The following is a 21615-nucleotide window of genomic DNA, read 5'->3' as shown; positions in this document are numbered from 1 at the left end:
ACAAATACAATCACGTGTTAACAGATAAGTTTCAAAGACAAATCAAATATTTAAGATTAGCAGTCACAGATAGATGCAATCTAAGATGTACTTATTGTATGCCTGAACATATGAAATTCGTTCAGAAAGATAAGCTATTGTCTTTTGAAGAAATGTTGAGACTGGTAAGTCTTCTTGCAAAACATGGTGTAGAAAAAGTAAGAATCACTGGAGGGGAGCCTTTTGTAAGGAAAGGCTTGATTAATTTTCTGAGAGAAATAGTGAAGATAGAAGGGATAAAGAAAGTGGCAATTACTACAAATGGAGTTTTGCTAGATGAGTACTTAGATGAACTTCATGAAATAGGAATAAAAGATATTAATCTAAGTCTTGATGCGACAACCAAAGAAAAATTCTTTGAAATAACTCGTAGAGATGATTTTGATAAAGTAATGTCCTCTCTTAAAATGATGGTTTTGAAAGGGTTTAAAGTCAAGGTGAACATGGTGGTCATGGAAGGTAAGAATACCGAAGAGATTATTCCATTAGCTAAGTTTGCTGAAATTTACCCAATTCAGATCCGTTTTATTGAGGAGATGCCATTTAACGGTAAAGGAAAGGAAGTTTCTAAAAGCTGGAATTACATAGATATTGAAAATGAACTACAAAAAGAGTTCAATGATTTAAAGGAACTTGAGGGTTCGTCAACAGCCAAAGTATATCATTCAAAGAAATTAATAGGTTCATTAGGCATTATTCCTGCTTTTACGAGAACTTTTTGTGGAACTTGTGATCGTTTAAGAATAACTTCTTTGGGACAATTGAGGAATTGTTTATACTCTCAAAAAGGAATGGATCTTAAAGCAATAATAAGAGAGGGGTGCTCGGATGACGAACTTATTCAAAAGGTTCAAGAGCACTTGTTGTTGAAAAAGGCTTCAGGTTTTGATGAAGAAAAGAATCATAATAAGGATTTGGACTCCATGTCTTTAATTGGGGGATAAAAAAAGAGGTAATTTAAATTACCTCTTTTTTTTATGCTTTATTGAACTTCGTAAACACCATAAAATTTGATGCCTCTAGTTCTAGCGTTGGAAGCACGTTGAGCTTCAAAAGGATCATCACCCATTCTGTATGATCTACAAGTTCCTCCAAGAACTTCAATTTCCTGACCAAATGGGCCATTAAACCACGCACCATCACCAGCTCCAGCTTCAGAGTCATCTTCAAAAGCTTGTACAATATATTTCCCAGGAGATAATTGAGCAGTGAAAATACTACTCATTGTTGTTCCACCACAAGCAGGGTTGTTTGCTGCTTGAATTAAAACTCCTCTAGTGATTTCAGTTGAGGTTTTACTGTCAAAAATTACAATAGTAATCGCTTGGTCCCCTAAGAAACCAGAGTTGCTATCTGCCCAAAATGAAATGTCTCCAGGAATGATTTCTTCTTCTCCGTCACTACTACATGAGATAATAAATAAAGGAATTGAGATGAACAGTATGAGTTTAGAAATTAATTTTAACATGATGAATTATTCTAAATGATTAAATTTGTACTAATTGGATGATTAGTTATTTGAATTATTAAATAAATAATGATTAAGACAAAAATAATAATCGTTTAATAAAACTGACAATTAAAGTATTTAATCGGACAAGAAAAATGACTAACAGTGCAAAATATTTTGATGAGATTGTTCAATCTAGGCGATCAGTGCGTATTTATGATCAAGAATCAGATTTTGATCATAACGCAGTACAAAGAAGTCTTGAAAGAGCAACTCTATCCCCAAACAGCTCTAATATGCAAATGTGGGAGTTCTACAGAATTACTTCTGAGGACTTAAAAAAGGAAGTAGCGGAAAATTGTATGCGTCAAAAGGCAGCAACAACTGCTAGAGAATTGGTATTATTTGTTGTTAGACCAAAGCTATGGAAAGAAAGAGCTGCTTTCAACCTTGAAAAAATGAAGGCTTCTTTTCCAGAAGATATGCCACAAAAAGACAAAGACAGAGCTTTGAGTTATTATGAGAAGTTGGTCCCTATCTTGTATAACAACGATAATTTTGGTGGATTAAAAAGCTTTTTCAAAAAAGTATATGCATGGTACGTTGGGTTTAAAAAGCCCATGTACAGACAGGTGACCAAAACGGACGTTCGCATCACATTGCATAAGAGTGTGTCATTGGCGGCAATGACTTTCATGTATAGTATGAAAGCAGAAGGGTATGATACTTGTCCAATGGAAGGATTTGATAGTAAAAGAATCAAGAAGCTTTTAGATCTTCCAAAAGATGCAGAAATCAGTATGGTGATTGGTTGTGGAGCCGCCGCTGAAGGTGGTATTTACAATGAAAGAACTAGGGTTTCGAAGGAAAAAGTAATTTTTGAAAAATAGGATTATTCAATAATATTATAGAAAGAGCTATCATTATTTTAGGAAGCTATTATGATTGATATTAAACTAAAAATATCACTCTAATAGCTTTTTAATGAAATATTGATAGCTCTTCTTTTATTCCGTTATAACTTCTTCTTCGATCAAGCCTAAGTATTTTACAGTCAGATTGCTGTTTTTGTGTGATGGATGGAATAAAGTTTTCAGATTTATCGTTTGTCCATCGTTATTTAGTAAGATTCTAAATAAGGCTTGCTCATTGGGGTTTTCTTCCTTTACCCATAAGTATTTGTAGTCTTTTAGATCAATAGGATCATCATCAACTGTATTAATATAGGCTACTTCTGAAATTAGAACTTCTTTGTTATAAAAATCCCAAGTGATAAGATGTGGGTTCTTTAATTGTTTACTTACGACCTTGATAAAGTGTAAGTTAGAGACCTTTGCAACGTCTTTTCTGTGACTGATTTGTTCCCAAATTGCGGAAATTTCGGTATTATTCACGGTATTAAAAAATTGTTGTTCGAACTTTGTTTTTGTTTTATAACGTTTCAATATACAATATATGATATAATAGTCATTTTAAATAATTTGTTAATTCCTAAAAAGATATTCATTGTTATTCAGGATTTTTTGAAAATTTGACGAAAATCACTAGCCAATTAAGTTTCAAAGCAGATATGAATTTATTAAGTTTGCACATAAAAATATAGGAGCGTTTACTCTGTCACTCGATAATATCCGATGTCTAATAACGTGAAATTAAAAAAAGGGTTTGATATCAAACTAGTAGGCGAGGCTGCAGAAAGCATCGCTAAGAATATTGATACACCCACAACATTTGCCATTAAACCAGAGGACTTCCCTGGGATGATTCGTCCTAAGGCTGTGGTTAAAGTAGGCGAGAAAGTAAAGGCAGGTGACCCAATCTTGATAGATGGGAAATTAGAAGAAGTTAAATATACATCACCTGTAAGCGGCGAAATCGTTGAAATCCAACGTGGAGAACGCCGTAAGTTACTTGCAGTCGTAGTGAAAGCTGACGCGCAAGTTGAATACAAAGAGTTCCCAGTGAAACCTATCGATCAGGTTAGCAAAGAAGAAGCACAAGCTATTCTTCTTGAAAGTGGGGTGTGGCCGCAATTAGTGCGTCGTCCATATGCTATTGTTGCTAATCCTTCAGATACACCGAGAGCTTTATTTGTTTCTGCATTTGATAGCCATCCTTTGGCACCAAATTATGAGTTTACTTTAAAAGGTCAAGAAAGCTTTATTCAAGCAGGTATTGATGTATTGAAAAAGTTTGCTCCTAAGGTGTACCTTGGATTAAGTGGTTCAAAATCTTCTGCATTGTTTGATGGTCTTGCAGGCGTTGAGAAAAACAAATTCTCAGGTCCTCACCCAGCAGGTAACGTAGGTGTACAAATTCACCACACTGCACCTGTTACAAGTGCTAATGATGTAGTTTGGACTATTTCTCCAGAAGGTTTAGCTCAAGTAGGTAAACTTTTCAAAGAAGGTAAATATGATGCCAAAAGAATCATTGCAGTAGCTGGTCCTAAAGTAGATAAGCCAGAGTATGTTGAAACATATGCAGGTGTAAACTTAGAGACAATCTCAGCAGCGAAAATCAAAGGTGATAATGTTCGTGTAGTTTCAGGAAACGTTTTAACAGGTTATGCTGTTGGTAAAAACGGGTTCTTGGGTTATTATTCTAACATGGTTACTGCCCTTGAGGAAGGAAACAAAGCACGTTTCTTCTTATCAGATGGGTGGTTAGCACCAATCACAAGCCGTTTAAGCTTCCACAAAGCGTTCGGTTTATTAGGTAGCACTTCTAAGAAGTATGCACTTGATACTAACACAAACGGTCAAGACAGACCATTTGCTGTAACAGGTAGCTTCGAAAAAGTAGTACCTATGGATATTTATCCAATGTACTTGTTAAAAGCTATCCTTGCTTATGATTATGAGAATATGGAGGCATTAGGAATCTATGAAGTAGCAGAAGAGGATTTAGCTCTTTGTGAATTCATTGACGTTTCTAAGCACGATATTCAAAAGATTGTACGTCAAGGTTTAGATACAATGCGTTTGGATTAATTTGGTGTACTATTAAAAATTAGTTTAATATCTTATAAGACATGAAATTCATTCACGATCTCATAGAAAAACAAAAGCCTATGTTCGAAAAAGGTGGTAAGCTGGAGAAGCTTTACTATGTTTTCGAAGCAGGTGAAACGTTTATGTTCACTCCTCCGGATGTGACTAAAGCGAAAGGTGTTCAGGTACGTGATGCAGTAGATTTAAAGCGTGTGATGATGACTGTAGTTATCGCACTTCTTCCTGCTATCATTTTCGGTTTATGGAACGTAGGTTACCAACACCACATTGCAACTGGTGAAGCTGCATCAGTTGGAGAGCAATTCTTAATTGGTTTACAATTATCGTTACCAATTATCATCGTTTCTTATGCAGCGGGTGGTACTGTAGAGGCCGCTTTCGCCGTATTTAGAAATCACCCTATCACAGAGGGTTTCTTAGTAACAGGTATCCTTATTCCATTAGTATTACCAGCAACTATTCCATTATGGCAAGTTGGTTTGGCTTCAGCTTTTGCTGTATTAGTAGCTAAAGAGGTATTCGGTGGTGTAGGTATGAATATTTTGAACGTAGCATTAACTGCTCGTGCATTCTTATACTTCGCTTATCCAGCAGCGATTTCAGGTGATAAAGTTTGGACATACCTTGGTGAAGGAACATCTACTGTAGATGGTTTCACTGGTGCTACATTCTTAGGTTTAGCTGTTGAGGCTCAAAACCAAGGTGTTGCTGTTGCAGACTTTGTTGGTAAAACAGCTCACTGGGCTTCAGATCCAATGAGCTTATTTATCGGTACGATCCCAGGTTCAATTGGTGAAACTTCTGCTTTAATGTGTTTGATTGGTGCTTTAGTATTAATCTGGACAAAAGTAGCTGATTACAGAATCATCATTTCTGGTATCTTAGGTGCATTAGCAATGGGTGTTTTATTAAACGTTCTTGCTCCAGAAGGTGCTACTTACTTACAAATGCCAGCTTACTACCACTTAATTATTGGTGGTTTCGCTTTCGGTATTGTGTTTATGGCGACAGACCCAGTTTCTGCTTCGCAAACAAACTCAGGTAAGTGGATTTACGGTGCGTTAATTGGTGTAATGACGGTAATTATCCGTGTGTTAAACCCAGCGTATCCTGAGGGAATCATGTTAGCTATTCTTCTTATGAACGTATTAGCTCCATTGATCGACCATTATGTAGTAAATGCAAACAAAAAACGAAGATTAAAACGTGCAACAGTCTAACGGTTATGTCATCGGTTTTGCGGTAGCAATGACAGTTATCCTAGGTGGTATCTTGTCGTTTACTGCAGTTTCTCTTAATGAGAGACAAAAGGAAGAAGTAGCTTTGGATACTAAAAAGCAGATTATGCTTTCAGTACTTCCAGAAATGAGCGAATCTCCAAAGTCAGAAATTGCTAAAGTATATGATAGTCGTATCCAAGTTGTTGGTATCGATGGTCAAGCAATTGACGCTGCTGTTCTTGAGAAATTAGATATTTCTAAAGAGTGGAAAAAATTAAAGAAAAACCAACCTGCAATTTTACCTATTTACAAATTCATGAGTAAAGATGGTAGTAGTGTAGAAAGTTATATCTTACCTATGTATGGTTATGGTCTTTGGAATGACATCTGGGGTTACTTTGCCTTAGAGTCTGACATGAACACTGTAAAAGGTGTGGTATTCTCTCACAAAGGTGAAACTCCTGGTTTAGGAGCTAGAATTGGTGATAAAGAGGTACAAGACCGATATATTGGTAAAAAGATCTTTGTTAATGGTGAGTTAAAGCCTACTTTCATGGTAAAAGGTGAAGGTAAAACAGGTTTACCTGATTATGAGGTAGACGGTTTATCTGGTGCAACTCTTACTGCAATTGGTCTTAATGAAATGGTTGATAGATACTTGAATCAATATAAACCATTCTTGGAAAAAGGTGCTTCTGCGGTTTCAATGGCCCAGTAGTTCGCAATTTGTTCACTATTGAATATAACAAAAAACGAAAAAAATGAGCACAGAAACTGTAGCAGCAAAAAAGTCAGAAGCTTTATTCTCGAAGAGAAGAAAAGCAATCGTGACTGATCCTTTGGACGATGATAACCCAGTAACTGTACAAGTATTGGGTATCTGTTCTGCCTTAGCGGTAACTTCAAAGTTAGAGCCAACATTGGTAATGTCAATTGCGGTAACATTCGTAATTATCTTCTCTAACTTAATCGTATCGCTTTTACGTAATGCAATTCCTCAACGTATCCGTATCATCGTGCAGTTGGGTATTGTAGCATCACTTGTAATTATTGTAGACCAAGTATTGAAAGCTTACCTTTATGATGTATCAAAAGTAGTAGGTGTATATGTAGGTCTAATCATTACAAACTGTATTGTAATGGGACGTCTTGAAGCATTCGCAATGGCCAACAAGCCTTACGATTCAATTCTTGATGGTCTTGGTTCTTCATTCGGATACGCATGGGTAATCTTGGTTGTAGCTTTCTTTAGAGAGTTATTCGGATCAGGTACTTTATTTGATATCCGCGTTTTACCAGAAGCTTATGTAAACAATGGTTTAATGACATCTCCAGTAGGTGCATTCATCATCATTGGTATAATCATCTGGGTACAACGTGCAAGAAACGGTTACGTAGAAGAGGCTTAGAACATTCATCTTAAAAAAACGATCACAAAATGGATTTATTAAATCTTGCAATTAAGTCGATCTTTATCGACAACATGGTGTTCGCCTACTTCTTAGGAATGTGTTCTTATTTGGCCGTATCTAAGAAAGTCGACACAGCATTAGGTCTTGGTTTAGCGGTAACGTTCGTATTGACGATTACTGTACCACTAAACTGGTTAGTATATAACTATATCTTAAAAGAAGGAGCATTAACTTGGTTAGGCGAGCAATATGCGGGCGTAAGCTTAGACTTCTTAACATATATTCTTTTCATCGCTGTTGTAGCATCTACAGTACAGTTGGTGGAAATGATTATTGAGAAATTCTCACCATCACTTTATGGTTCATTGGGTATTTTCCTTCCTTTGATTGCAGTAAACTGTTCAATCTTAGGTGCAGCATTCTTTATGGTGCCAAGAGAGTACTCTATCGTTGAAGCAGGTGTTTATGGTTTCTCATCAGGTATCGGTTGGTTAATCGCGATCATCGCGTTAGCAGCTATCCGTGAGAAGATGAAATATTCAAATGTACCAGCTCCTTTAAGAGGATTAGGTATCACTTTCATCATCACTGGTTTGATGGGATTGGCATTTATGTCATTCATGGGTATTGCTTTATAAGATATATAGAAATATCACCAAAAGGCATATTCTTCGGAGTATGCCTTTTTTTATGCTTTGAAAATTAGGTAAATATTAGCACTTTCGAATTATGAAAATATTGCTATTTGGTATCACTAAGGATATTATAGGAAGTTCAACGCTTGATTTTTCAATAGATCAAACGGATTTGACTTCCGAATCACTTTTAGGTATTCTAAAAGAAAAGTACCCTGAATTAAGTAAGCTGAGGTCTATTGCTTTAGCAGTGAATGGAGAGCATGCAAATGGTACAGAAGTAATTTCTGACAGAGATGAAGTTGCTCTTATACCTCCTATGAGTGGAGGATGATTTTTTTTGAATGACCTTAAGATCTAATTATGATTGCCTTACAAGAGACAAAAGAGATAAACACTGCTTCAATTATAGATAGTGTAAAATCAGACTATTGCGGTGCAATAGATGTATTTATTGGTACTGTAAGAGATAATTTAGTAGGAAAGAAAGTGACTAAGTTATTTTTTGAAGCTTATGAAACAATGGCAGTATCTGAATTACAGAAAATAGCGGATACAGTAAAAGAGAAGTTTAAAGCAGATAAAGTAAGTATTGTTCATGCTGTAGGTGATTGTGAAGTAGGGGAGATTGCGGTAGTGATTGCCGTTTCTACTCCACACCGAAAAGCCAGTTTTGAAGCCTGCGAGTATGCGATTGATACTTTAAAAGAAACTGTTCCTATTTGGAAAAGAGAATATTTTGAAGATGGTTCTCATTGGGTTTTTTCTCACCCATAAAAAAATCCTCAATTCTAAGTATAAAAGAATTGAGGATTTTATTTTTATATAAAAGTGGGATTATAAGAAAGCGTAGCGTTCTACATCTTCTTTTGTAATCTCATTAGGACTCATGATCGTAAGTCTTTCAACAACGTTTCTAAGTTCTCTAATATTACCAGTCCACTCAGGTTCTTTCATTTTCTCCAAGGCTTCCTCAGTAATCTTCGTTTGAGGTTTTCCATATTCTCCAGCAATATCTTTTAAGAACTTCTGAATTAATAAAGGAATGTCACCTTTTCTATCCGCTAAAGAAGGAACTTTAATAACGATAACACTCAAACGGTGGTAAAGGTCTTCTCTGAAATCACCTGACTTGATCATGGCTTTTAAGTCTTTGTTTGTTGCAGCAACAACTCTCACATTGACTTTGATTTCTTTATCACCACCCACTCTAGTGATTCTATTTTCTTGCAAAGCTCTAAGCACCTTTGCTTGAGCAGAAAGACTCATATCACCGATCTCATCCAAGAAAAGAGTACCTTCGTTGGCTTGTTCAAATTTACCGATACGTTGTTTGTGTGCCGAAGTAAATGACCCTTTTTCATGACCAAATAATTCACTTTCAATTAATTCCGAAGGAATCGCAGCACAGTTTACTTCTACAAGAGATTGTTTCGAACGAGGGCTTTTACCGTGAATCCATCTTGCGACTAATTCTTTACCAGCACCATTTGGTCCTGTTACTAAAACTCTTGCTTCCGTTGGAGCAACTTTTTCGATAGTTTCTTTCATGTGAACCACCGCTTCAGATTCTCCAATAATATCGTACTTCTTAGCAACTTGCTTTTTCAATACTTTAGTTTGTTGAACTAAAGATGACTTGTCTAAGGCATTTCTAATCGCTAATAAAAGTCTATTTAAATCTGGTGGCTTAGAAATAAAATCAAAGGCACCTTTTTTTGTAGCGTCTACAGCAATATCAATATTTGCATGTGCAGAAATCATAATGAATTGAGGAGCTTTCCCCATTTCCATTGCCTTTTGAAGTACTTCAATACCATCTTTTTTAGGCATTTTTACATCACATAAAGCAACGTCATAGTTATTAACGACTAATTTTTCAAGAGCTTCTTCTCCATCCTTAGCTTCGTCAATATCGTAGTTTTCGAATTCTAATATTTCTCTTAGGGTATAACGAATACTCTGTTCGTCATCTATGATTAGAATTTTTTTTCCCATGATAGTTTTACTTAAATAAAAAATATATGCTCTTAAATTTCAGGGCAAATATAAATTGTGTTTTAACTTTTGGAATCCTATTTTTCTTAGACTTTGGTATGGCCTAATATTAAAATAGTGACTTAAAATTAATAGTTTGATGTGTGTATTAGTACTTTTTTACCAGTTTACATCAACACAATATTCGTTACCCTCACAACTTCCAAATTCAAAATCCATTTCAGATTCTTCAAAGTGTTTTGTAAGGACTTCCATTAGTTTAGCCGATTCCATTAATTGTAGCTCTTTTTTTCCATTAGGAGATAAAATAGCAACTTCAAGACTTTGAGAAGAGATATTCTTTTGAAAATGTAGACATTGTTTTTCGAGATCTTCTTTTAAGGATACTAAATCTGCACCGTAAGCATTGAAATTTCTTCTCATTTCTATTCGAATTAATAAAAAATAACTTCTAATTTATTCAGATTTCAAATATACATTATCTATGACTGACTGAAGTTTAAAATATGAAAAAAAATAACTTTTAACTTAATTATTTAGTAGCTTGTAGAGACAATAAAAGCACACTTTAAACCATTAGGTCTATTTTGAATTGAATGGGTTAATACGAATTAACTACTTATAATCACTATCTTATGAATAAATCTTATAAAAAGCTATTGCACCTATATTCCAGAGCTGGTTTTGGAATAAACCGTAAAAGAGCTGACGAACTACTCCAAAAAAAAGATATTGTATCACCTCTTTTGGATCTATCAGAATTAAAACCTTTAGAGATAGATATTCCTCCTATAGAAGAGGTAATGCCTGCTTATTCTACAATGAAAATGATGTCTAAAGAAGACAGGCAAGAATCTAGAAAAATGAGTAGAGAATATACTCAAGAAGTGTTGCTTGACTGGATTGATCAAATGCAGTCAGGTGAATGTGATTTGGCCGAAAAGATGGCTTTGTTCTGGCATGGTCATTTTGCATGTAGAATTCAAGACCCATACATCGCACTTCAATATACCGATGCTTTACGACTAAAAGGCTTGGGTGATTTCAAATCTTTATTACTAGAGGTTTCAAAGTCAAGAGCAATGATTGATTATCTTCATTTGAAACAAAACAAGAAGAAGAGTCCAAATGAGGATTTTGCAAGAGAATTGTGTGAGCTATTCACTTTAGGGAGAGATAATGGCTATACAGAAGAAGATGTTAAAGAAATAGCCCGATGTTTTACAGGTTGGTTTTCTAATCAAAAGCTTGAGTTTGTTGTTTTGGCAAAAAGGCATGATAAAGGAGAAAAAACAGTTTTTGGTAAAACCGGTAATTTCAATGGCGAAGAGGTGATTGACTTCATTTTAGAGAAAAAAGAGTGTGCCTATTTTATCTCATCTAAGATATACAGATACTTCGTTAATCCGGTTCCGGATGAGAAGCGAGTAAGAGAAGTAGCTGAAAGAATGTATTCTTATGACTATGATATTGGAAAAACGATGGCTTACATCTTCAATTCTTCATGGTTTTATCAAGACAAAAATATAGGAGTCAAAATCAAGAGTCCTATTGAGTTAATGGTCACTTTGAAGAAACAATTTGATTTGACTCCTAAAAATCAGAAATCATGGATGATCATTCAGCGTAACTTAGATCAGGTACTTTATAATCCTCCTAACGTTGCGGGGTGGCCTGGAGATAAGAGTTGGATTGATGCTTCCAGATTAGCACAACGCCTAAGGTTACCTTCGGTACTTTTGAATAATGGTCAGATACCATTGGCTTACAAAGAAGATTATGACAAAGACCCAATGGAAAATAAAAGAAGAACGAAACAGTATCGAAAGTTCCAATGTGATATTGATTGGAGAAATATTGAAAAACTCCATTATACAGATAAAAAATGCTCTTTAGTCGAATTAATGATTAGAGGAGAACTTTCTGAAGAAGGGCAAAAGTACCTCTCAGAAAATCAATTGACAGATTTTAAAGATCAAATGATACAAATTCTGTCCTTACCTGAATATCAACTTTGTTAATTATTACGACTATGAAAAGAAGAGATTTTATCAAAAATGCCTCGTTTTTAACGGCAGGAACCATGTTTACTCCACTTTTTTTACAACAAACTCTTGGGAAGAACACGGATCCATTCGAAGGGAAAAGAGTAGTGATCATTCAGTTTTCTGGAGGAAATGATGGCTTAAATACTATTGTACCTTACTTGGATGATTTATACCATAAAGCAAGACCAACTTTATCTTTTAAAGAATCTGAAGTTTTTAAATTGGACAATGATTTAGGGATAAATGGGAACATGAAAGGTATTGCTGAACTATATGATAAAGGGTATGTGTCAGTAATCAATAATGTGGGTTATCCTAATCCCAATCGTTCTCATTTTAGAAGTATGGATATCTGGCATACAGCTTCTGATAGTAATGAGTATATACAAACGGGTTGGCTTGGTAGATATTTAGACTCTTACTGTAAAAGTGTTGATGCAGTAATTGAGTACGACAATACACTTTCATTAGCATTAAAAGGGGCGAATATGAAAGGAGTGGCAGTAGATCAACCTTATACTTTTTATAATAGTCTAAAAGTAGACCAATTTGATAAACTAGCAAAGGGGGCGGCAAGCAAAGAGACTTTGGATGAAAATAATAAAGGTTACCTCTATAAAACGCTTGCTGAAGCAAGTCAGTCTGCTGAATATATCTATGAAAAAAGCAGGATCTATAAGTCGGATGTACATTTTCCAAATTCTTATTTAGGAAAAAGCTTAAAGAGTATTTCTGAACTCATTAAATCAGGAATTCATACGAAAGTCTTTTATGCCACAATAGGAGGTTTTGATACACATGTTAATCAAAAAAATTCCCAAAATCGACTTCTCAGAGATTACTCTGATTCAGTAGCAGCTTTTGTAAAAGAACTTGAAAAAAGTGGGAATTTCGATGATACAATTATCATGACTTTTTCAGAATTTGGAAGACGAGTGGCTCAAAATGCTTCACAAGGAACTGATCATGGAGCCGCTAATAATGTATTTTTAATTGGCAAAAATTTGAAATCAAAAGGGATTGTAAATGAAAATCCTGACCTATCTAATTTGCATCAAGGTGATCTAATTTATTCTGTTGATTTTAGAAGCATTTATGCAGACCTTTTGGATAATTGGTTGAATGTTAGTAGTTCGGAAATTTTGTCAAAAAAGATTAATACTTTGAGGTTGGTTTAAGTGATTTATTGTTCATTTATGAAAATATTAGTTATTTGTAAAACATTTGCTAACAGCTATGATTCAAAATATGAATTTCAAAAAACAATATTACATATCGCTTTTAGTCTTGGTATTTCTTTCCATTTTTGGTTGTGATGATGTCACAAAAGTGAATGTTGAGAAAGATTTATCAACAGCAATTGAATTCAATGAATCCACTTTTGTGCCGGATGTTAAAAAACGATTTGGCAATGACGTTGTATCTGTTGATGAGATTAAAATCAATAGTGATGCAGACGGTATTCTTCTAGAAGGAAAAGTAAAGCTTGAGTCTGGAAAAACAGAAGTCAGAACAGTGACACTTTCTAATAAAGAAATGGAGAAAATTGTTAAGAGCTTTACCAAGGAAGTAACCTTAGATTTCAACTTGAATATTGAAGAGGAAGTTGATATCAATATAACGCAATCTGATTCATCACGTAACAAGGTCATTAAAATAAAAAAAACGGGTGAAACGGCGGAGGAAAAACATGATCAACTTTTTAAATCTGAGATAGAAAAAGCAGTTGCAGACGAACACAACAGAAAGGTGAAAAATATTAATTCGATGAATGTTTCTATTGATGACGATAAGACGTATATAGAAGCAGATGTTACACTTGAAAATGGAGAAACTTTAAAGCAAGTGATCGAAAGAAATTCTGATGATGAGTTTAAGATGCAAGAAGGCAACAATGAAATCAAAATTAAAATGATTGAAATCGAAGAGAAATAATCATTTAAAAGATAAAATGAAGAGGTGGTTTTCATGACAATTGAAAGCCACCTTTTTTTGTGTGAATTTTTGAATAATGCAACACAATAAACTTTTATCCCCCTAATAAGTTTAATTGTGCCATAGAATTGACTACTTTTATAAAAAAAAGAATTAACAGAATAATAAGATCCTATGTTTAGAAAGATACAATCAAGTATATTTTCTTATTTTTTTACAATAGTAGTTCTAGCCCTTTTTGTATTAGTTGTTGTTGTAAATAGTATTTTAACTCGTTTTGAAAATAAAGCCGTAGAGGAGAGGTTGGAAGATGTAACGCTTGCTATAGCTGATTACCTTGAGAAAACAATCAGTAGTGAAGTGAAAACAGCGTATTTACTTTCTGAGACACTACCTACTGATAATATTGATGAAATAGAACAACGTTTTTCGGATTATTCTGATAAAAAGCGATCAAAAAAAGAATGGGAAAAAATCAAATCATCTTCATTCTATAAACAATCAAATAACGATTCATTACAATCGATCATTCAGTATGAGCTGAATAAAGCTTCAGAACAAAAGAAAAAGAATCTTACCGAATTGGTAAAACAACTGCATCATTTTCAAAAAATCGCTGCTGTAGAAGAGGTTATTTTATTGAATAAGGAGAGAATTATTGCGTCATCTAACAGAAAAGAATTGATAGGTAAACCTACGAATGGAGCAGGTTTAGAAGCGTTGAATTTAAACAGTCATATCAAGCTGTTGGATAACAAAAACTATCAATGGATTGATTTAGTAACTTATTTGAATGTAGGTAAAAGAGTGTTTTTACTATCAAAGATTCCTAATACAGGTTCAAAAGAGCATTTTCTACTTTATGTTTATGATGCAAATCAATGGAACCTTAACGCCCAATTAAGTAATGTTGAAGCATCAGAAACCGTAGATATTTACCTTATTGGCAAAGACGGTAAATTAAGAACTTCTATTAGGTCATTTAATCAAAACCCTAGCGAAGTACTTTTAAGGCTTTCACAACAAGGGGTTGCTGAAAGCGAATTGGGAAAGGCAAAGAAAAGCAATTCAATTATTGGTCTATTACAAGTAGCTGAAGATATTACAACAGCGAGTAATAACAATATTATAAGTTTATCCGAAGGTGTTTCTGTCAATGGTATGAATGCAATATTTATGACACATTGGTTGAAAAGTGAGGGCATTGATTGGAGAGTAGTAGTTGAATGGGGAAAAGATGAAGCCTTTGCACAATGGTATAAGGTAAGATTTTACCTAAATGCTTTATTGTTAGTGATTGGAGTCTTCTTTTTGTTGGGTGTAATTTACGGCGGTAGAAAATTAGCAAGACCTATTTATGCCCTAAAAAATGCTTTAGATGATTTAGCAGACCAGCCTTTGACGTTTAATTATATGAATTTTTCAGAGAAGGGGATTTCTAATGATATGCTTCAAAAAATGGATGTTATTGGAAGTGAAGTGAAAAGATTGCATAAGTTGCAAAGAGAAATGGAAAAGAAGCTTTCGGAAAGCTCTGATATAGTGAGTCAACAGCATAAGAAAAATGAAACTCTTTCTTCAAGAGAAAAGAACTTAATTTCTGATAATCAAAAGTTGACACATCAGATAAAAGATTTAGAACTAGAAATAGATACTCACTATAAAGCGGTAAAGAAGATTTTGAAGTTAGGAATGTACGATAGCAGTCTTTATCATTTGTCGCTTGAAAATCATTTCCATATTCATAAGGCAAAAGAAGAAATTTCAGGTGATTTTATCTGTACTTATGAAAGAGATAGTAGAGTTTTCTTTTTCTTAGGAGATACCGGTAAGAACAGTATACAAGCTGCATTGAGTAGAATGGTCATTACTTCAATCATCAATGAAGTAGTAAATGTAAAGCGTTTGGCTTCTGCGAGTCGAATTCTTGAAGCAATCAATAAAAGCTTGTTTGAGCTTACAAAATCAGAAGACCTTATCTTCAATGATGGTTTAAAGCTTTCGGTTTGTGTTTGGGATCGACAAAAACAAATGGTAGAATTCTCTGGGTTGAATCAATCTGTATTTGTAATTCGTGATGAGAACTTTGAAGAATTAATCGGGGATGAGTTGACGAATAATGCTAGCTCTTCAGAAAGTCAATTTATAGCAAATACACATTATATTCCATTAAACAGAGTCAAGAATGTTGAGCTTTACTTGTTCTCAGATGGAGTAATTCATCAAAATAACAGCGAACAAGCTTCATTTACTCAGAAAAGACTCAAAGAGTTATTGATTGATGTTCATGCTGAGGAATTAAACATTCAGAAAGAATATATAGAAAAGACATTTATAGAATGGAAGGGCGATCATCCACAAAATGATGACGCTTCAATTTTAGGGATCAAACTAATTTAAATTTTCCCGACTGATAAATAGAAGGTATAGATCAATTGGTAATCTCCAAACATGATCTATATCTTCTATTTTCTTTTGCAAAGCCTTGAAATTGGTAATGGTAAGAATATTAATTATCTTGGAATAAAGTAGACTAACTTAAGATTATGAATAATGGAAGTTTAAGAGGCCGAATTCTTACTGTGTTTATCTCCTTTTCAGTATTATTTAGCTGCATATCATTTATTACTTATAAATATATTCATAGAAGTGAAGAACTCGATCAAGTGAAAGCATGGTTAATGCACTTGGAGGTTAGTGTTTTGGATTTGATAAAAAGAGATGCTACTGATATTTCAAACGACCTTTCTTCAAACTATTACAATGAATCATCATTAAATGATTTTATTAATAAAAGGAGTAATAGAGTACATCTTGTATCGGTAAGTATTGATAAGTTGCTTAATCATGAACAAATAAAAGATTGGGAATTAGAACCGCATTTGATGTTTATTGATAGCTTAATTGATCGATATAATGATCAAGTAGTTAATCTAATGCAGGCCAAAAAAGATTTAGGCTCTGATACAACCGGTTTGTACGGTAAAATGTATCAGAATGCTACCATCTTAAGTCAGCTTAATAACATAGAACACATGAGGTTGTTCGATCAAATGCAACTGAATGGAATGAAATACTTATTGGACCCAAAGACATCTTTTGTTTTAGAGATCAATAAGTCTGCCGGGCAGTTACAGCAAGAACTTGAAATGTACCCTTCCAAAAATAAGTTTCTGATAGAGGCCGTAGATGATTACCTCTCGGCCTATAATGAGATTGTATTGATCTATTACAAGTTAGGGAAAAGCAATAATGAAGGTCTAAAAGGAAAGTTAAATAGTACGGCTTCCTATATAGAATCAGAATTTGATTCTTTAGGGACAGAAGTATCTCGCCGATTTATCTCTTTAATGTGGAAAGTCAAACTTTCTTATTTACTGGTGTCTTTAGCCGCTGTTTTATTTACAGTTATCATTGGATATTATACCGCTTCACGCGTTTCAATGCCAATTACTGTATTACAGGATAAGACGAGAAGAATTATTGAAAATGGTTATGTGGCGAAGGGAGATGATGTTGACTTTAAAGAATTAAACAAACCAACTAGAGAAGTTGCAGCATTGGCTGATTCGTTTCAGGAAATGTATGAGATGATCCAAAACCAGTTTGCAGAACTGGAACAGGGAAATCGAAAATTAAAAAGTTCCAAGAAAAAATTAATGGAGAGCAATAGAGTGAAAGATCAATTCTTCTCCATTATTTCTCATGACTTGAAAGGGCCTATCAATACTCAGATTGGTTTCTTAAAGTTATTAATGGAAAGGTCTAATGCCTTTTCTCCTGATGAGATTCAAAGTCTTTCCAAAGACATGTTGAACTCTATGAAAAACATGATGGCTTTGATGGAAAATTTACTTTCGTGGTCTAGGTCTGCTTCTGATGCTATAAAGTTTGATATACAGAAGTTCAATATTACACAAATCATCAATAGAAATGTTAGTTTATTACAGCCTAATGCTATTGAGAAAAACATTAAGCTGCTTTCTGAGGTAGATGGGGATTTTTATGTTGAAGTTGATAAAAACAGCATTGATTGTGTAATTAGAAATCTACTTTCCAATGCATTGAAATTTACATCTGCAAATGGAAAAGGAATTATTAGTATTTCGGTCATGGAACGTGGAGGGAAGTTAGAGGTGACGATCACTGATAATGGGATTGGAATGTCTGGAGTAGAGTTGAAAAAACTGATTGATCCAATGGTACAGTTTTCTAAGAAAGGAACTGCAAGAGAAAAGGGAGTGGGATTAGGAATGATTCTAGTACAAGATTTTGTAAAAAGGAATAATGCGAAACTCTTTATCGATTCACAAGAGGGAGTAGGAACAAGGTGTACCGTTTTATTTGATCTAATAGCCGAAGAAGAAAATACAACTATAAAGCAAGAGCAGCTATCCTAAGGATGCTGCTCTTTTGATTCTATCATTGATCGCTCTACCCAAACTTTCTTCTGGCATCCATTCGCCAAGAATATATTGAGGACCGAGTTGATCGATTTCTCTTAAATACTTAAATAAGTTTTGTGCAGCTTCTTTCAAATCACCATCCTCTGAAAGCACAAATTGTTTTTCTTCTGGAAGTTCATCAAACTTTGTTTTTAAAGAAAGCGTGACAACATCTTTTCCATCATGCTCTTTTAATAGTGTTTTGATGTCACCTAATAAAAGAGTAGCATTTGGAGCATAGTGTCTGTGGAGCATTCCTGGTGCTTTAGGTTGAGAAGAGGATTGTGCATTGACTTTTACAGGTCCAATCACCTTTTCTATTTCTTCAACCGGAATACCACCTTTTCTGTAAATTGTCGGTTCACCATTTGGAAAACCAACGATGGTAGACTCTACACCTACATTACAAGCGCCTCCATCTAAAATATAAGGAATCAAATCTCCCAAACCATCTTGCACATGTTGTGCAGTAGTGGGACTAATATACCCAAACTTGTTGGCACTTGGTGCAGCAACAGGAAAATCTAATGACGCAAGAAGCGACAAAGTAAGTTCATGATTAGGAACACGAACGGCTACAGTATCCAATCCACTTGTAATAAGATCGTGAATTTGATCGGACTTCGGTAAAACCATTGTCAAAGAGCCAGGCCAAAAAGCTGCTGCTAGTTTTTCAGCTTGGGGAGGCAATTCTGAAATATAAGGTTTTAGACGTTCTAATGAATTACTATGTACAATGAGTGGATCAAAACTAGGACGTTCTTTTGCTTCAAAAATCATAGAAGCCGCCTTCTGATCTAACGCATTTCCTGCAAGTCCATACACCGTTTCCGTAGGCAACCCAATAAGTTGACCACTGTCTAATACCTCTTTTGCCTTCTCTATGGAATGATCAATTAAAGCCATTTTTATTTTTCTTTCTCTTTTTCAACTTCTTCAAACCCTACAAGAACCTCCTGCATTTCAAATCCAGTATATTCTTTCACCCCTTTGATAAGGTACATCAATGCGCCCATCATCACAATGGTAGAAGGAATAGCAATGACTACCCAGCTCCATGCTGTCATTTGTCCAAGTTCTTTTGTAAACTCAACAGTATCGGAATCACTTTTTACAATCACTTTTGCTAAAATATAGTTCAATGCAGATGATAAAAAGAACGATCCCGCCAACATGAAAGAAGTATTTTTTAAACGCTTTTCGAAAAGCTCACGAGTATTTCTAAACTTTAATTGGGTTTCAATTTTTTTGACATCCAAGAAGTTTTCATTGTAAAGTAACTTCTCCACCAAAGGGTACTTTGTAAAAGTAGAGATGAAAACGATCACACCGATAACACCTGGAATCATTGCCTCTTTAATTGCAATATAGTCAGCTGGTAAATGCAGCAATTTAATTCCTCCCGTTAGGGCCACATTGATTAAACCTAACACAGCTATGATACTAATATCTTTACGAACGATAAAGTCATAAATACCATATACAAGAGGAAAAGCGATGGCAATAAGGACTGAGTATAAATCGCCTAAGTATTCAGGGTCACTCAATTTGCTCATCACAAATGAAGGAATAACGATATTCAGTAATAAACTTACTACGGGGGATTCCTTTTTCTTTTGTTTTTTTTCTAATTGCATTTTTTTGAGGTATGAAGTTTGTTCACTTCTTTATATTGTAATAAAATCTCACAAAGATACAGAATAAAAAAACCATTGAAAATACGCATTGTGAATAGACGTCAAATTTTATTTTTTTTCATCCTATTTTTTAGTTCAATAGGTATTCAAGCTCAATCAGAATTTCCTCCATCTTTTGATTTGGAAGGAGATGAGCGTTTTCCAAGTATAACTTCAGATGGGAAGGTGCTCCTTTTTGCACGAGAAAGCAAAGAAGGTTTTACCTTTCATTTGTCCAATAAGATTGATGGTAAGTTTATGCCTCCAACTACTTTAATGCTTCCAAAAGATCTACCTTATCCAACTGGCCCGATGATCAGTTATGATGGACGTTGGATTTACTTTTCAGCTAAAGGAGAAACATCAGGTAGTGATATTTATCGTATGAAGAGATGGGGACGCCGACTGGGAAAACCTGAGAAAATTGAAGGAAAAGTAAATACAAGCGGTTATGAAATGTACCCATCCTTAACAAAGGATGGAAAAGGACTTTATTTTTCTCGTTTGGATGATGTTTCTGATCCCATGGATTTGAAATATGCTATTTACTATTCTGAATTGGACCGTGATGGAAAATGGGGAGAGCCTGTAAAGTTACCGGAAGGAGTGAATTTGTATAGTGAGAAAGAACCAAAAATACTTCCTGATAGCAAAACTTTAATGTTCACTTCAAAGATTAGTGATGAGAGTTTTGATTATGATGTAATGATGGCTAGAAAAAATGATGACGGTACTTGGTCAGACCCTGAACCAGTTTTGTCTATCAACCAAAGTAAATTGAATCACCCTCCTTGTATTGATGGAGTGAGTCAGAAAGCGTATTTTTCTAAAGAAGGGAAGTTGATGGAAATTCCTTTAAATAAAGTAATAGAGACTACTACGGAAGTGAAGAAGGAAGTTGCTTTGAGTAGAAATACAGATACTTCAACACAAAGTGATCAATCTGAGAAAAAAGAAGCTTCACCTGCTAAGAAGCCTTCTACTGTATCTTCGTTTTCTGACTTAGGTTTTGATATTAAAGATTACGTACCAGAACCTAAATACAAAGCAATTATCATAGGTATCAATACTTACAATGATGGTAAAATTGCCAGTTTGGATAATCCTGAAAAAGATGCTTCTTCTTTACAAGAAATTTTGACGACATATTACTCATTCGGAAAAGAGGATGTGAAACTATTACTTAGCCCTACAAGGGAAAACCTTATTGAAACATTTGATGCCATGATGGAGGAGTCTTCAGAGAACGATCATATCTTGATTTTTTATGCAGGACATGGACATTGGGATCAAAGACGTAAGGCAGGGTATTGGTTGCCTTCAGATGCAAAAGCAAAAAGCACTGCCAATTGGGTGAGAAATTCGACAATAAAAGAATATGTCGCTTCTTTTAAAGCAAAGCACGTATTATTAATTTCTGATGCTTGTTTCTCCGGTTCTATCTTCAAAACTAGAGCAGCTTTTGATGGAGCTGATAAATCAGTTAAAGCTTTAGAGGAACTGCCATCAAGAAAAGCAATGACATCGGGTACATTAAAGGAAGTACCTGATGAAAGTGTATTTGTGAAATATTTACAGAAACGTTTGGTCAGCAATCAGGAAAAATTTATCAGTGCAAGATCATTATTTGATAGCTTTAGAGTTGCAGTGATGAACAACAGTGAAAATGTGCCTCAGTTTGGTGTAATCAATCAAACTGGCGATGAAGGAGGTGGATTTATCTTTATCAGAAAATAATCAAGT

Annotated in this window: 21 protein-coding genes; 15 read left to right on the top strand and 6 right to left on the bottom strand. The window is 34.6% G+C overall.

Features of this window, described 5'->3' with window-relative positions; all coding sequences use genetic code 11:
* The first annotated feature begins 14 nt into the window (after positions 1-14).
* Positions 15-983: a GTP 3',8-cyclase MoaA gene (gene moaA, locus PL77_RS05925; RefSeq protein WP_044202761.1), complete on the top strand. Its 969-nt coding sequence runs from the start codon at positions 15-17 to the stop codon at positions 981-983.
* 38 nt (positions 984-1021) lie between these two features.
* Here moaA and PL77_RS05920 read toward each other — a convergent pair whose 3' ends face one another.
* Positions 1022-1507 carry a hypothetical protein gene (locus PL77_RS05920; protein ID WP_044202759.1) on the bottom strand — a complete coding sequence of 162 codons (486 nt, stop codon included), beginning with the start codon at positions 1505-1507 and terminating at the stop codon, positions 1022-1024.
* A gap of 137 nt (positions 1508-1644) precedes the next feature.
* On the opposite strand from PL77_RS05920, the gene PL77_RS05915 reads away from it, so the two are divergent.
* Positions 1645-2379, top strand: a complete 735-nt coding sequence (locus PL77_RS05915; protein WP_052444204.1) for a nitroreductase family protein — start codon at positions 1645-1647, stop codon at positions 2377-2379.
* A gap of 117 nt (positions 2380-2496) precedes the next feature.
* Here the strand turns inward: PL77_RS05915 and PL77_RS05910 are convergent, their stop codons facing one another.
* The gene (locus PL77_RS05910) at positions 2497-2883 is read right to left on the bottom strand and encodes a hypothetical protein (RefSeq protein ID WP_156152263.1); all 387 of its coding nucleotides are present in this window, start codon (positions 2881-2883) and stop codon (positions 2497-2499) included.
* A 252-nt stretch (positions 2884-3135) separates the two neighbouring features.
* Between PL77_RS05910 and PL77_RS05905 the strand changes: the two genes are divergently transcribed.
* The 7 genes from PL77_RS05905 to PL77_RS05875 all read left to right on the top strand — a co-directional run bounded on the left by PL77_RS05905 (position 3136) and on the right by PL77_RS05875 (position 8547).
* The gene (locus PL77_RS05905) at positions 3136-4482 is read left to right on the top strand and encodes a Na(+)-translocating NADH-quinone reductase subunit A (RefSeq protein WP_371199164.1); all 1347 of its coding nucleotides are present in this window, start codon (positions 3136-3138) and stop codon (positions 4480-4482) included.
* A 41-nt stretch (positions 4483-4523) separates the two neighbouring features.
* Positions 4524-5723: an NADH:ubiquinone reductase (Na(+)-transporting) subunit B gene (locus tag PL77_RS05900; protein ID WP_044202751.1), complete on the top strand. Its 1200-nt coding sequence runs from the start codon at positions 4524-4526 to the stop codon at positions 5721-5723.
* A complete protein-coding gene (gene nqrC, locus PL77_RS05895) occupies positions 5710-6441 on the top strand; it encodes an NADH:ubiquinone reductase (Na(+)-transporting) subunit C (protein WP_044202749.1) in 732 nt (243 codons plus the stop codon). The genes PL77_RS05900 and nqrC overlap by 14 nt, the downstream gene beginning before the upstream one ends.
* Before the next feature lie 43 nt (positions 6442-6484).
* Positions 6485-7132 (top strand): NADH:ubiquinone reductase (Na(+)-transporting) subunit D, encoded by a 648-nt coding sequence (locus PL77_RS05890; protein WP_044202747.1) that lies wholly within the window; start codon positions 6485-6487, stop codon positions 7130-7132.
* A gap of 29 nt (positions 7133-7161) precedes the next feature.
* Positions 7162-7773 carry an NADH:ubiquinone reductase (Na(+)-transporting) subunit E gene (nqrE, locus tag PL77_RS05885; protein ID WP_044202746.1) on the top strand — a complete coding sequence of 204 codons (612 nt, stop codon included), beginning with the start codon at positions 7162-7164 and terminating at the stop codon, positions 7771-7773.
* Positions 7774-7864: 91 nt separating this feature from the next.
* Positions 7865-8104, top strand: a complete 240-nt coding sequence (locus PL77_RS05880; RefSeq protein WP_044202745.1) for a MoaD/ThiS family protein — start codon at positions 7865-7867, stop codon at positions 8102-8104.
* Between the two features lie 29 nt (positions 8105-8133).
* Positions 8134-8547, top strand: a complete 414-nt coding sequence (locus PL77_RS05875) for a molybdenum cofactor biosynthesis protein MoaE (RefSeq protein WP_052444203.1) — start codon at positions 8134-8136, stop codon at positions 8545-8547.
* A 60-nt stretch (positions 8548-8607) separates the two neighbouring features.
* Here the strand turns inward: PL77_RS05875 and PL77_RS05870 are convergent, their stop codons facing one another.
* Together PL77_RS05870 and PL77_RS05865 are read right to left on the bottom strand one after the other, a co-directional pair.
* Complete coding sequence (locus PL77_RS05870; protein ID WP_044202743.1) at positions 8608-9768, bottom strand: sigma-54 dependent transcriptional regulator; 1161 nt, start codon at positions 9766-9768, stop codon at positions 8608-8610.
* Between the two features lie 159 nt (positions 9769-9927).
* Entirely contained in the window at positions 9928-10191 is a 264-nt protein-coding gene (locus PL77_RS05865) for a hypothetical protein (protein ID WP_044202741.1), read from the bottom strand.
* A gap of 212 nt (positions 10192-10403) precedes the next feature.
* Between PL77_RS05865 and PL77_RS05860 the strand changes: the two genes are divergently transcribed.
* The 5 genes from PL77_RS05860 to PL77_RS05840 all read left to right on the top strand — a co-directional run bounded on the left by PL77_RS05860 (position 10404) and on the right by PL77_RS05840 (position 18151).
* Complete coding sequence (locus tag PL77_RS05860; protein ID WP_044202738.1) at positions 10404-11789, top strand: DUF1800 family protein; 1386 nt, start codon at positions 10404-10406, stop codon at positions 11787-11789.
* 11 nt (positions 11790-11800) lie between these two features.
* Positions 11801-12994 (top strand): DUF1501 domain-containing protein, encoded by a 1194-nt coding sequence (locus PL77_RS05855; protein ID WP_044202736.1) that lies wholly within the window; start codon positions 11801-11803, stop codon positions 12992-12994.
* Positions 12995-13064: 70 nt separating this feature from the next.
* On the top strand, positions 13065-13751 hold the full coding sequence (locus PL77_RS05850; protein ID WP_156152262.1) for a hypothetical protein: 687 nt from the start codon (positions 13065-13067) through the stop codon (positions 13749-13751).
* Positions 13752-13925: 174 nt separating this feature from the next.
* Positions 13926-16151 (top strand): PP2C family protein-serine/threonine phosphatase, encoded by a 2226-nt coding sequence (locus tag PL77_RS05845; RefSeq protein WP_044202733.1) that lies wholly within the window; start codon positions 13926-13928, stop codon positions 16149-16151.
* A gap of 146 nt (positions 16152-16297) precedes the next feature.
* The gene (locus PL77_RS05840) at positions 16298-18151 is read left to right on the top strand and encodes a HAMP domain-containing sensor histidine kinase (protein ID WP_044202730.1); all 1854 of its coding nucleotides are present in this window, start codon (positions 16298-16300) and stop codon (positions 18149-18151) included.
* On the opposite strand, the gene PL77_RS05835 is transcribed toward PL77_RS05840, so the two are convergent.
* Positions 18143-19102 carry an L-threonylcarbamoyladenylate synthase gene (locus tag PL77_RS05835; RefSeq protein ID WP_044202727.1) on the bottom strand — a complete coding sequence of 320 codons (960 nt, stop codon included), beginning with the start codon at positions 19100-19102 and terminating at the stop codon, positions 18143-18145. The genes PL77_RS05840 and PL77_RS05835 overlap by 9 nt on opposite strands.
* A 2-nt stretch (positions 19103-19104) precedes the next feature.
* A complete protein-coding gene (locus PL77_RS05830; RefSeq protein WP_044202725.1) occupies positions 19105-19833 on the bottom strand; it encodes a VC0807 family protein in 729 nt (242 codons plus the stop codon).
* A 90-nt stretch (positions 19834-19923) separates the two neighbouring features.
* Here PL77_RS05830 and PL77_RS05825 point away from each other — a divergent pair, with 90 nt between their 5' ends.
* On the top strand, positions 19924-21609 hold the full coding sequence (locus PL77_RS05825; RefSeq protein ID WP_044202722.1) for a caspase family protein: 1686 nt from the start codon (positions 19924-19926) through the stop codon (positions 21607-21609).
* The last annotated feature ends 6 nt before the right edge of the window (positions 21610-21615 follow it).

The sequence above is a fragment of the Flammeovirga sp. OC4 genome, from assembly GCF_000812565.1.
Taxonomy (GTDB): Bacteria; Bacteroidota; Bacteroidia; order Cytophagales; family Flammeovirgaceae; genus Flammeovirga.
Note: the sequence above shows the minus strand (reverse complement) of the source record. Positions and strands in the feature narration are given on the sequence as shown.